The organism is Chitinophaga sp. YR627 (assembly GCF_900114995.1).
In the GTDB taxonomy this organism is placed as follows: Bacteria; Bacteroidota; Bacteroidia; order Chitinophagales; family Chitinophagaceae; genus Chitinophaga.
Genome location: NZ_FOUX01000007.1, coordinates 442,563 through 455,593 on the forward strand (window position 1 = coordinate 442,563; position 13,031 = coordinate 455,593).

General features: G+C 46.9%; 10 protein-coding genes. 6 read left to right on the forward strand and 4 right to left on the reverse strand.

Translation table 11 applies throughout. The annotated features are described in order from the left end of the window. Nucleotides 1–95 precede the first annotated feature (95 nt). A complete protein-coding gene (locus BMZ72_RS33965; protein ID WP_143087854.1) occupies nucleotides 96–824 on the forward strand; it encodes a hypothetical protein in 729 nt (242 codons plus the stop codon). Between the two features lie 34 nt (nucleotides 825–858). On the opposite strand, the gene BMZ72_RS33970 is transcribed toward BMZ72_RS33965, so the two are convergent. The 3 genes from BMZ72_RS33970 to BMZ72_RS33980 are packed head-to-tail and all read right to left on the reverse strand — an operon-like array spanning nucleotide 859 to nucleotide 4,600. Next, on the reverse strand, nucleotides 859–2,070 hold the full coding sequence (locus BMZ72_RS33970) for an AGE family epimerase/isomerase (RefSeq protein WP_089815677.1): 1,212 nt from the start codon (nucleotides 2,068–2,070) through the stop codon (nucleotides 859–861). Further along, nucleotides 1,997–3,412: an MFS transporter gene (locus BMZ72_RS33975; RefSeq protein ID WP_089815579.1), complete on the reverse strand. Its 1,416-nt coding sequence runs from the start codon at nucleotides 3,410–3,412 to the stop codon at nucleotides 1,997–1,999. Before BMZ72_RS33975 ends, BMZ72_RS33970 begins: the two co-directional genes overlap by 74 nt. Nucleotides 3,413–3,415: 3 nt before the next feature. Then, entirely contained in the window at nucleotides 3,416–4,600 is a 1,185-nt protein-coding gene (locus BMZ72_RS33980; RefSeq protein WP_089815580.1) for a glycoside hydrolase family 130 protein, read from the reverse strand. Nucleotides 4,601–4,794: 194 nt separating this feature from the next. Between BMZ72_RS33980 and BMZ72_RS33985 the strand changes: the two genes are divergently transcribed. Genes BMZ72_RS33985 through BMZ72_RS34005 form a run of 5 tightly spaced genes read left to right on the forward strand, consistent with a single transcriptional unit; the run spans nucleotide 4,795 to nucleotide 12,295 of the window. Then, nucleotides 4,795–7,866: a SusC/RagA family TonB-linked outer membrane protein gene (locus tag BMZ72_RS33985; RefSeq protein ID WP_177223015.1), complete on the forward strand. Its 3,072-nt coding sequence runs from the start codon at nucleotides 4,795–4,797 to the stop codon at nucleotides 7,864–7,866. Between the two features lie 18 nt (nucleotides 7,867–7,884). Next, a complete protein-coding gene (locus tag BMZ72_RS33990; RefSeq protein ID WP_089815584.1) occupies nucleotides 7,885–9,405 on the forward strand; it encodes a RagB/SusD family nutrient uptake outer membrane protein in 1,521 nt (506 codons plus the stop codon). 9 nt (nucleotides 9,406–9,414) lie between these two features. Further along, the gene (locus BMZ72_RS33995) at nucleotides 9,415–10,338 is read left to right on the forward strand and encodes a hypothetical protein (RefSeq protein WP_089815586.1); all 924 of its coding nucleotides are present in this window, start codon (nucleotides 9,415–9,417) and stop codon (nucleotides 10,336–10,338) included. 11 nt (nucleotides 10,339–10,349) lie between these two features. Then, nucleotides 10,350–11,378 (forward strand): glycoside hydrolase family 26 protein, encoded by a 1,029-nt coding sequence (locus tag BMZ72_RS34000; protein ID WP_089815587.1) that lies wholly within the window; start codon nucleotides 10,350–10,352, stop codon nucleotides 11,376–11,378. Next, nucleotides 11,369–12,295 carry a hypothetical protein gene (locus BMZ72_RS34005; protein ID WP_089815589.1) on the forward strand — a complete coding sequence of 309 codons (927 nt, stop codon included), beginning with the start codon at nucleotides 11,369–11,371 and terminating at the stop codon, nucleotides 12,293–12,295. Before BMZ72_RS34000 ends, BMZ72_RS34005 begins: the two co-directional genes overlap by 10 nt. 52 nt (nucleotides 12,296–12,347) lie before the next feature. Here BMZ72_RS34005 and BMZ72_RS34010 read toward each other — a convergent pair whose 3' ends face one another. Then, nucleotides 12,348–13,013, reverse strand: a complete 666-nt coding sequence (locus BMZ72_RS34010; RefSeq protein WP_089815590.1) for a hypothetical protein — start codon at nucleotides 13,011–13,013, stop codon at nucleotides 12,348–12,350. Nucleotides 13,014–13,031: the final 18 nt, after the last annotated feature.

Below are 13,031 nucleotides of genomic sequence, written 5' to 3' on the forward strand. Positions count from 1 at the left end.
CTTGCACAGTGACAGGTGATGACGGTAGTCAATTGAATGGGTATTAAAATAAAATATTATATTGTTCGATCATTCAACCCAAAAACTACTTAACCATGTCGATGTGGCAAATTGAAGGCCTTATAGAATACGGTATTCGTCTTGTAGATAAAGCAGTGACCACCAACGAAGAGAAGAAAACAATAATAGGTAATCTTTACGCTGTTCAGCAACAGTACGATTGTAAGTTTACCAACTTCAGGGTAATGCCCATTTTACTCCAGACAGGTTATACGATAACGATCGATTATACAGCACATCCGGATTATAAGGGTAACGAGGCATATTTTGAAAAACTGTTAAAGAAGAAAGATATTCAATTCCTTAACAGGGATCTTAAGAAGAAATGGAGTGAGAAAAACGATGTTGTCGCTTATCTGGAACCTTCAACGGGTAAGATCTATATTGATTACGGATCGCCATTGCGGAAAGAGGAACCGGCGTTAACGATAATGGAGATCTATGATCTGGGTTTGTATCTTATCCGCGAAGCGCATCAACAGCAGGATAGGGACAGGGTGTATGAGTGGACTGCCTATATCCTGAAATTTGGAGCGATCAGTCTGGATGACGATGCAGACGCAGAAGAGCTGATCAGCAGGTATTTTAAGGAGATCAAAAGCATCTTTTATAGTTATGACTATACGGACTATAAACCTGTGGATGAGGCGCTGACGATATTTTGGCCGGGTTCGAAAGACTCAGATGGTTATACGGAATGGGCGATCAGTGAAGGAGGGGCGGAAGGACAGGTACTGGAATACTTTTTTGAAAAGATAGCATGATATAAAGGTGATGTTTTGGGATATTCCCAAAACATCACTTCAATCTCTTCACCACCTCCATACACGCCCTTGCATTATGATAGGGACATTTCCATAATCCGACCTTTACTTCATCCATCGGTAGCCCATCCATACCTACGCCCCAATACCATTCTCCGTCTTTTTTATCCAGCAGGAACTGCTGTATGAATTGCCAGCTGGCCATCGCTTTATCCAGATAGTATTGATCTCCACTCAGTTCCCAGGCATTGATCAGTCCTACTAAGGCTTCCGCCTGTGGCCACCAGTGTTTCTCTGTGATGAGGTGTTCTTCAGCAGTGTTATATTCATACCAGAGCCCACCATCTTTATCCATACCTTTCAGTGCTGCACGCACCAGGTTAATAGCTTGCGCACTGAAGCGACTGATTGCCTGCTCATCTCCAATCACGACGGCAGCTTCCTGTAAAAGCCAGGCTGCTTCTATATCATGTCCATATGAAATCAGCGTGCTTTTTACTGTCCAGTCATCGGCAAAGAAAAGCTGCAAATGGTGTGTCGAAGGATGAATGATGTGCTTATCAAAGAGCAGCAGTAATTCCTGTATATCCGCTTTCAGCTGTTCATCCGGCCATATCTCATACAAAGTAGTCCAGGCCTCGAGCACATGCAGGTGTGTATTCATGGACTTTCTTTCATTCGCATCCTTCAGGCTCAGACGGAGGTCCGATAGTGGTTGCCAGTTTGCCGTACAGGCTTCTATATATCCACCATACACATTGTCATAGGCATGCCGGCGGATATCACGATACCACCCGATAGCAGTCTGTTTCGCTTCTTCATTGCCACTTGCCTTAAAATATTCACTGCAGGCATATACACTGAAAGCGATCGCATATACCTGCTTTTTGCTGTCGACCACTTTGCCAGTATAGTCTACCGTCCAGTACAGACCTCCATGCTCCTTGTCAGCAAAATGGGAGCGAAGGTAATCCCAGGCACGTGTGGCCAGTGTATAATACTGATCCGTCTTTAACAGATTAGCGGCGGCGGAAAATGTCCAGAGTATACGGGCATTGAGCACACTTCCTTTCACCGCATAAGGATCTTTGACATTGTGGCCAGATATACGGCCTATAAAACCGCCATTGATCTCGTCTACTGTTTCAGTAGCCCAGTAGTCTAATATGCGCTTAAGCTCCTGTAGCAGCTCTTGTTTCAGCATGTCTGCCGGCAGGTGCTGTTTTTCGTCGGATATCAAGTTCACGGGATATTTCATTCATTTTGTTTTCTGATAAAGGATAGGCAGCGATGAACACGATACTTAATAAGGAACCGATGGCCGGGATAATACTCAGCATGCTGATAATACCTGTCTGCGCCATTGTATCCAATGTCGTATCTGCCTGAAAATTGAACACACCCAACAACCAGCCAGTCAGCGCGCCACCTATTGTCCAGCCAAATTTCTGCGACATGGAGGAGGAAGAAAATACCAGTCCGGTAGCCCTTCTTCCGGTTTTCCATTCGGAGTAATCAGCAATGTCTGCATACATACTCCACAACAGCGGAAAGATGATACCGGCACAGATACTGATCAATGCCTGTAGCACGAATATGCCGGTGAGTTGTTCTTTTTGCAGAAAGTAAAAACAACAACTGCCTGCTGTAGCCAGGACCATTGCCAGGAGATAGGTACGCTTCTTCCCAAGCCGGTTAGCAACAGGCGAGGCAAGTATGACGCCTACGATATTCGCCAGTTGTCCGGTGAGCAGATAAAGGGTGGAGTAGGTGAAAGTAATACCAGCTACTTTGAATGCCCGGTTTTGCGTGATATAGTATTTGAAATAATAGACGGTCGCACCATCCCTGATAGAGTTAAAGATCAGTGCGGCAATACCAGCGCCTAATAGTATCCACCAGGGCCTGTTGTGCAGGAGGTCGGCAAAGTCGTCTTTTAACCTGCCGGATTGTTGCTGTATCGGCTGTACTCTTTCTTTCACCCAAGCAAAACATAAGAGGAACAGCAAGAGGCAGATCACGGCGATGATACCTACTGCGAATAGCCAACTGGAAGCCAGTCCGTAGGGTGTAAAGTATTGCACCAGCGGCTCCAGTAATCCCAGTGCCATAAAACTCCCTGCGAAGGCAAAGGACATTCTGAAGGAGGCCAATGTATTCCGTTCACGACCGTCATTACTGATCACACCCAATAAAGAGGCATAGGGCACATTGATCAGCGAGTAGATCATCATCATTAATGAGTAGGTGACATAGGCGTAGACAAGTCTGCTGCCGCCGGTAAATGAAGGCGTATAGAATGTCAGGGTGCCTGCAATCGCAAACGGCAGGGCCATTAGCAGGAGATAAGGTCGGAATTTTCCCCATCTGCTCTGTGTCCTGTCTGTAATGATACCTACAAAAGGATCAAACAAAGTATCCCAGACACGTGTGATCAGAAACATCGTGCCGATGGCCGCTGCATCCAGTTTCATGACATCAGTATAGAAAAACAGCAGGTACATGCCAAACAACTTCCAGAACATGGAAGAAGCCATGTCGCCAAAGCCATATCCTACTTTTTCTTTCAGATTGATTGCTGCAGACATAGTTTATATTTCAGTGAGTACCAGTGCCTTGTTTTTTTCAATGATGTCGTATAAAGCAGCGACGGAAGTAAAGGAGCGTAATCCGTCGGGAACCGTATGCATACAGTAGTCCGTCAGCTGTTCAACAGAACTGGTGGCGACGTGCAAACGCGTATCGCTACTTGCGTAATAGATAAACACCTGTCCGTCTTCATCAGCGATCCAGCCATTTGAGAAGAGTACATTCGATACATCGCCGATACGTTCATCGCCTTCCGGCGCCATAAAATAACCTGCAGGTTTATAGATCACCTGTTCAGGATTGTCCAGGGAAGTCATGAATAAGTATAGTGTGTAACGTAATCCTGCAGCCGTATTTCTAACACCATGCGCCAGGTGTAACCAGCCATGTGGTGTACGGATAGGAGCGGGTCCCTGACCATTTTTAGCTTCCGCAATGGTATGGTACATTTTGTTGTCGATGACCGCTTCTGTAGTGATAACTGCTTTTTCCATACTATCGCAATAGCCTACGCCGATGCCGCCACCTTTGCCGGCTTCAATGAAACCATCCTGAGGACGTGTATACAGCATATATTTTCCATTGACAAATTCCGGATGTAATACCACATTCCGTTGTTGCGCAGAGGCAGTTACCAGATCCGGTAAGCGTTCCCAGGTCTTCAGGTCTTTTGTACGCACAATGCCGCATTGTGCGATGGCGGCTGACTGATCACCGGCAGCGGCCGCAGGATCGCGTCGTTCCGTACAGAACAATCCGTAGACATAACCATCCTCATGCAGTACTACCCGCATATCGTAAATATTGGTATCTGGTATAGCTGTTTCAGGAATTTGTATAGGAAATTCTCTGAAGCGAAATCCATCGGTACCATTATCACTCTCTGCTATCGCAAAGAAGGATTTCCTGTCCCAACCCTCAACCCGTGCGATCACTATATATTTCCCTTTCCATTTTATAGCACCGGCATTAAATACGGCATTGATGCCGAAGCGGGTCATGAGATAGGGATTGGATGCCTGGTTGAAATCATAACACCATTCCAATGGCACATGCGCTGCTGTGAGCACCGGGTTTTTATACCGGAGGAAAATACCGTTACCGGGAAGTATAGCTTCATTGTTTGTCTGGATCAGTTGCTGATGTGCACCCTGCAATGCCTGTAGTCTTGCGTTAAAATTTGACATATGGAATTTATTACCCGTAAAACTAGTCCTATCTGTTGCCTGACAGGTAATGCTGAAATGACTATTTCCTATGCTCAACTGCTTCCTTTCAAATATCGTTTGAGGATCATGATCTGATAGAATAGCACCAAAAAGGCCTTGTAATGCCCATTACTTTTGTTTCATTATTTCTACGTTTTAAAACTGAATGCGTTATGAAAAATTTCATTGCACGCTGTAGTATCGCTTTATTCCTATGCCTGCCAACCATCATTGTGAATGCGCAGCAGCGAAAGATTACGGGAAAGGTCTTCGATGATCAGTCGAAACCACTCCCCGGCGCTACAGTAGTCGTAAAAGAAACAAAGACGGCCACCGTCAGTGACGGGGACGGCAGATTTGTCATGGATGTTCCCGGGGCGGGGAAGACAATCCTGGTAACTTATGTAGGGATGCAGACTAAAGAGATCCCATTGGGTACACAAAATGATTTTACTGTCAACATGCAACTGGCGCCTGGTAGTCTGAATGACGTGGTCGTCGTAGGTTACGGCGCTGTCAAAAAGAGCGACCTGACGGGTGCCGTCGCTACCCTGAAAGGCGGTGATCTGAACAGGACACCTGCTGCCTCAGTAGATCAGCTGCTCCAGGGAAAGATCGCTGGTGTACAGGTGACTACAGGTGGTGGCGCTCCCGGTGCGGGCGCTACGATCCGTATCCGGGGAGCCAGTTCCCTGAATGGATCAAAAGATCCATTGGTAGTAGTAGATGGTTATCCCTGGGGAGATGCGGGTAACCTGAAGCAGATCAACCCGGAAGATATCGAATCCATAGAAGTGCTGAAAGACGCATCCAGTGCCGCTATCTATGGTTCCCGTGGCGCCAATGGCGTGATCGTGGTAACGACGCGTAAAGGAAAACAGGGACAAGGCCGCATTTCATTTAACACGTTACAAACGGTATCATTCCTGGCAAATAAGCCGGATATATGGCGGGATCCTGTAGAAGATGCCACCTTCGCTAATGAAGCTGCGATCAATGGTGGCGCAATCGCTACAGATGTGCCTTATATAGGCATTTACAGACCTGTAGGTACAGGGATGGTATATTTCCCCTCCATCGCAGAATTACGCGGTTTAGACCCTAATAAACCGCAATGGCCGGTTAACACCGACTGGGTTGATCTGATCTACCGTCATCCTTACTCGCAGAACTATACGCTGACAGCCGACGGTGGTAGTGAGAAGACGAAATACGCCATATCGGGTAACTATTATAATGAACAGGGTATGGTGATCAAAAATGGGTATGATAAATATACCTCCCGATTGAATCTCGAACAGAAACTGACCAACGCTGTTACCGCAGGTACCAACGTGATCCTGGCCTATACAAAAGCTACCGGACAACAACTGGGAGTAGGCAGATCCAGGATCTGGCCGGTATATGATTCTACTGGTAATTATTTCCGTACCAGCAATACCGACTTCGGTAATCCTATTGCGCTGGCCAATCAGTTACTGAACACCGCCAAAACCACTGATTTCCTTGGCAACCTGTATGTCAATTTCAGGATCAACAGCTGGTTACAGTTCCGTACTTCTATCAATGCCAAATCAGGCAACAGCGTACAGGATCTGTACGACCCGAAGAACAGTACACAGCGGGCACTGGATAATAAAGGCAGCTACGGTAGTATTGCCAATGGCAGTTACTTTGACCTGCTGAATGAGAACTATTTTACGATCAATAAAGACTTTGGCAAACTGCACAGAACTACCCTGGTAGCTGGTTTTTCCTATCAGAAGACGGAGAACAGGTTCAGCTCCCTGACTGGTCAGAACTTTGTTAACGATGTGATGCAGAACGAAAACCTGGCAACTGCCGGTACGATGCTGATCTCCAATTCCCTGCAACGCTTTAATCTCGCTTCCTGGTATGGTCGCGGTAACTATACCTTCAACGATAAATACCTGTTGACACTCACCGCCAGGGCAGATGGTTCCACCAAGTTTGGCGCTAATAACAAATGGGCCTTTTTTCCTTCCGCAGCATTGGCCTGGAAAGCAGGGGAGGAACCTTTTATCAAACAACTGGGACTTTTCTCTGAACTGAAAGTAAGGGGTAGTTATGGTTTGACGGGTAACCAGGGTATCAGTCCTTATCAGACGCTGGACCGCTATGGTTCCAATAAGTATTTCACAGGTTCCGTATTTGAGACAGGTTTTGGTCCCGGACTGGCAGGCGCCAACGACGAGCAGGGACGTACGATCGTGGGCGGACTTGGAAATAACAGCCTGAAATGGGAAACTACCCGCTCACTCGATCTGGGTGTTGATATGGGCTTCCTGGATCAGCGGATCACTATCAGTGCCGATTACTATATCAAACGTACCAGCGATCTGTTGCGACTGAAGACCATCGCGCCCAGCGCCGGATATGACCAGCAGTGGATCAATGACGGAAAGATCGAAAACCTTGGCATAGAGATCGGTCTGAATGCGAATGTGATCAATCAGGCAGATTTCACCTGGAGTGTAGGAGGAATGTTTACCAAAAATACCAACAAAGTAGTGGCCATGGGAGAGAGTAACCAGGTGTTTATTGGTTCGCTGTATGAGTCCGTTCGCCAGCAGATCAGCACTTATACCGTAGGACAGCCCATGTTCTCTTTTTACGGTTATAAAACAGCCGGTATTATCCAAACTCTGGATGAGGGTATTAAAGCCGGACTGACCGGTGTAGATGCACAGCCAGGGGAGATCAAATACCTGGATATTGCCGGTCCGGATGGTAAACCTGATGGTATTGTAGATTCTTACGACCGCACCATTATCGGCAATCCTAATCCTGATTTTATCTATAGTCTAAATACCAACGTGCGCTATAAACAGTTCGATCTGTCTATGCAACTCTATGGCGTACAGGGCGGAGACGTCTGGGATTTCCAGAAAATGACTGCCAGCCGCTGGTTACAACGCTGGACGCCGGATAACCCCAGTATGGAATATCCAAGGGCAAATGGTACCCGTGGATGGAGAGCTTCCGATTTATACCTGACTGATGGCTCTTTCCTGAGAGTGCAGAACATTACATTCGGCTATAACCTGCATACAGGTGCAGTGAAGTTTGTGAAGAGTCTCCGGGTATACCTGTCCGGTAATAACCTCTACACATTCACCGGCTTCAATAAAGGCTTTGATCCGGAAGTAGGGGAGAGTGGTATCAACAACGGCGCGTATCCACGTCCACGTGCTGTATCCCTGGGCGCCAATGTAGTATTCTAATCCGTTAAAATTACAGACATGAAAAAATTCGCTTACAGATATATAGTCCCCGCCCTGTTGGGCGTTTCCACGCTGGTGGGCTGTTCCAAACTGGATGAAAAGCCCTATGGGATGATCAATTCGCAGACATACTATAAAACTGCCGACGATGCGCGCGCAGCGATTATTTATGCCTATTCTATCCTGCCGGAGGTAGGTTATTACTCAAGGGGTTATTACATCATCACAGAATTACCTACGGAGAACCTTACACAAAAAGGCGATGCCGGTGTCGGTAATTTCGAACTGGATGAATTACGTACAACCTCTACCAATCCTGATCTCGACAATATCTGGACATATATGTACCGGGGTATTGCGAGGGCGAATGCGGTGATTGCCAATGTACCAAAGATCCCGGGTATGACAGACGCAGAACGTAATCAGATCACCGGAGAAGGCTATTTCCTGCGGGCATTACATTTCTTTAATCTGGTGAGGATGTTTGGAGAAGTGCCTTTACGCACGACGACGATTGATGATGCTTCGCAGATACCTATTGCAAAGTCGCCTATCAAAGATATCTATACACAGATCATCAGCGACCTGCAGGCAGCAGATTCATTGATCACACAGCCGCGTATCAGTGAAGGGCGTGCCAATCAACCTGCGGCTGAAGGATTGCTTGCGAAGGTCTATCTGCACCTGGCATCTTCAAAAGCAGCTGCTTCTCCTGGCTATGATTTTGTGGCCAATCCGGATGAGTTCTATGCACAGGCAAAATTATATGCAGAGAAAGTAGTGGCCGGTCAGTCTGAATTTGCACTGACACCTGCATTACCGGATATCTTCAACATTGATATTTATAAAAAGGCGGCTGTAACAGAACACATTTTTGATGCTGCCGTGGATAGAAGTGGTGACAGGGAAGGTAGTTTTTCAAAACTGCCGAATATGTTCCTGCCTGCGGACCGTCCCATGACGATCGCTTATAACCAGTTAAAACCGGATAGTGCTAAGATCGATATAGGACAGGGTTGGGGACACTTTCGTACGGAATCCGGTGTTTATTTCAGTTATGCAGATAATGATCGCCGGAAAACACAATTGATCGTGTCTTCCTATACCAACAACGGACAAACCTATCAGCTGGATATCAGCAGTAGTTCGCGTCCCTTCACCCGTAAGTTTATCGATCCGGCACGTATCGGAGACGCCACCAGTGCAAACTCTCCTATCATCAGGTATAGTGATATCCTGCTGACCTATGCAGAAGCATGCGGACCAACAGCAGATGGATATGCGGCTATCAATAAAATACGCGGCCGTGCGGGTATTGGCGACCTACAGCCCGGATTGAGTGTTGCTACATTCCGTAATGCAGTGATACAGGAACGTGCCTGGGAACTGGCTTTTGAGGGCAGCCGTTTGTTCGATCTGCGTAGAACGAACACAATGGAAAAGGTACTGGTACAGCAATATGGTAAAGTCATCACCAGCGGAGCATACTTCTTCCCGATTCCGCAAAGGGAGCTGGATACAAATCCTTTAATGAAATAATTAATCGTTATGAAACAACTGTCTCTTTATATATCTCTGCTACTGATCCTCTGCTGTAGCGCCTGTACCAAAGATCCTTTTGATGGCGTCAGCAGTAACGAGCGATCTATTGAAGCAATTACCCTGGGTGGAGGTCTCGTGCAGATCGGCCCGGCCGCCATCAACAGAACAGATGCAAAGGCAACGGTCAAAGTACTGGTGCAGGCGGGGACTGATCTGAGTAAAGTAGTCGCACAGATCCAGACTTCCTACAAAGCAGCGATCTCTCCTGCGAATGGGGTACCTGTCAACTTTACGGCCAATAACAACGAGGCGACATTCACCGTCACTTCAGAATCGGGCAGTACACGTGAATGGACAGTGGAGATCATTCCATTTACAGAAACACTGCTGGGTACTTACTCCATACAAGCTTTGGTACTCTATGGCGGTACCGGACCGGAATATGGTGGTGGCGGTGTGATCAACCTGAAAGATAAACCCTGGGTCTGGACCGGCGCCAATACGCCTGACAAAGAACTGGATAACACGATCACGTTTGAATTCGGCGGGGTGACCGCGGATGGGAAAACGACCGGTAAGGTGACCAACAACGCCGGACCAGACGGTGCTTATGCGAGTTTTCTGTATAATAATCCCGCGATGGACCTGAATAATGTATACCGGTTGGTGCCAACCGGAGAAAGCACCTGGGAAAGGGATTATGTGAACAATACCGTTACCTTTATCAGCAAAGAAGGCAAAAGGACCAGCGGCGCATTCCTGGGCGCAACGAGCATTGATCTGGGCAACGGCCTGAATAAAACGATTACAGATAACTCCCTTGATTTTACACTTAGCGGCACCGATGACTGGGGAAATATCTATTCCGATCTTGACAAATTTGTGAAACGTCCACGTCGATTCTGGATAGATCTTAAAAAGAACCAGTAACTGCCACAGATATGAAAACTATGAGTCTGCACATTATTATACTTTCTATATGGATGGCCTTTGGCGCCTGTTCAAAGAATGCGAATGAAAAAGCCACTACGGGTACGGAAGAAGATACTGTACAAAGTAATTTCCGTACGGTAAAATACCTGTATAGCCTGGCTGGAAAGAAGACATTGGCTGGTATCCATAACCGCGAACCGAACAGTACGCCGGCGAAATGGACCAATGAGATCTTTACGACGACCGGCCATTATCCGGCACTATGGAGCGGCGATTTCCTCTTCCAGCAGGACAATATCGACAACAGGCAAAAGATGATCGATGAAGCCGTGAGACAATGGGAGAAAGGAGCGGTCATCAATCTGATGTGGCATGCCTGTAATCCGGCAAATGAAGAACCCTGCGCATGGGATGATGGTAAAGGTGTATTGAGCAAACTGAGTGATGCACAGTGGAAGGAGTTATGTACAGACGGGACGACACTTAATCTGAAGTGGAAGTCGAGAGTAGATGAGATTTGTATTTACCTGAAACAATTGCAGGATAAAGGGGTGGAAGTACTCTGGCGTCCTATGCATGAAATGAACCAGGGTAAGTTCTGGTGGGGTGGTCGTCCGGGTGCGGATGGAACGATTAAGCTATACCGCATGCTGCATGATTATATGTCCAAAGTAAAGGGCCTGAACAATCTTATCTGGGTGTGGGATATACAGGATTTTGGTTCGCTGGCAGGAGATGCAGTCAGTTATCATCCGGGGGAGGACTACTATGATATCGCTGCCCTGGATGTATATGATGGTTCCGGATATACCCAGTCCAAATACGAGATCATGCTGCGGGCTGCAAAAGGAAAACCGATTGCCATCGGGGAGTGTGACAAACTGCCTACCGTTGCTGAGCTCAGGAATCAGAGCAGCTGGATATTTTTTATGAGCTGGTCTGAACTGACCTATGAGAAGAATAGTAGTGCCGACCTGCAGCAATTATATAACGCCGATAACGTCATTACCCTGGAAAAAATGCCTGGATGGAAATAAGACACCGGCTGGGAAAATTACTGGTAGCCTGTTGTGCATACTGTGGATGTTTTACATCTGTAGCCGCACAACAGGCTGCTCCTTTTAAGCCAGCACTACGCGTCAATATTGCTGCAACAGGGGTTCGTAACAGCCTGACCTGGTCTGTCGCGGGGAATAGCCAGGGGACAGCTCCCAATATTATGTCAGAGCTACAATGGTATGCGCAATCAGGCGTAGGTATGAAAGGGAGTCTGACATACCTCCCATTACGCCGTTGGTTTACCACCTTGTCTTTTAGCAGGGCGGGTTATATCAGCGGACATGCCACTGATAATGACTATCAGGAAGATGATAGGCAATATCCAACTTATGCAGGTAAGTTCCGTGCGGATAGAGGTCGTGTACAGGAGTTGAACACTACAGTAGGTTTTGAACTGTATGCCTCCGGATGGCTCAGCTGGAAGATACAGGCAGGTTATACAGAACAGCGTCAGCTGAATTACCTGTTACCCGCAGATGCCTTTACGCCGCAGGATCTCCGTTCTACCTATTCCAGCAGGTGGCGGGGTATATTGATCAATACGGCCTTACAATGGCGGCTATCAGCCAATACTTCGTTAAGGACAGCCCTGGCTTATAGTCAGTTATGGTACCGTGGGGAAGCAGACTGGAACCTTATTCCCAGCTTTCAGCATCCGCTGAGTTTTCTGCATGTAGCAAAAGGATATGCTTTGCAGCCTGCAGTTGCGATGGAGAAAAGGCTTTACGGTAATAGCCCGCTATGCGTAGAACTAGCGTATGCATATCGTATTACTGGACATGGTGCTGAGCAATTGTATTTACGTAATGGAGGTCTGGCGGTGACCCGGCTGAACAGTGTGAAAAGCAATGCATGGAGTCTGTGTATAGGCGTTCCTTTTAACCTTTTAAAATAAAAAGGGACGTATCCGAAGATACATCCCTCAACGCCCCGGGAATAAATAGTGTTTAGAATGTGGTCATGTTGTACATTTCAATCTGCTGACCTGTCGGGTTGTTCCCTCCATACCAGTGATTGGTACCTACGAAGTAATACCAGTTGTTATAGTAGTTGCCACTGTTGTTAGTCAGTGTGAACTTATAGGTGCCGTCTACATAGAAATCAACCTGGTGTGTATTGTTGCTCTTTGCCTGGCACTTGAAAGTATGATAACCATTATCATTTACGGAGATGGTCTGGTAGATATACTGACCGCCACCCTGGAGATAGCCTTTCAGTACATTATCGTTCAGTGTCTTTACAAATCCCATCTCATTACCGTTCCATTGGGTTACATTATCACATACGAAAACTGCCTGTTCGCTGGCGCTGCTATTGGCACTGCTGCCACCTTTAAAGCAACCATAGAACTGAAGACCGGTAGCGTTTTGTCCGCCGTTTTGCTGTGCAGCATTAATATCAGTACTACAGTTACCTACAGGTACACAAATACCATTCGAGCCTGAGATCAGATAAGGGTGTCCATTACAGGTACCCCACAGGTTGAAGGCGTTTTGTGGTAATGCGGCACGGGGAACTGTTTTGTCTTTACCACCATCAGCGGCAACATCTTTTCTGCAGCTGATAGTCGCACATAAAGAGAGTGCAAGGAGTACAATTGAAACGTGTTTCATAACATTTACTTTTTTAGT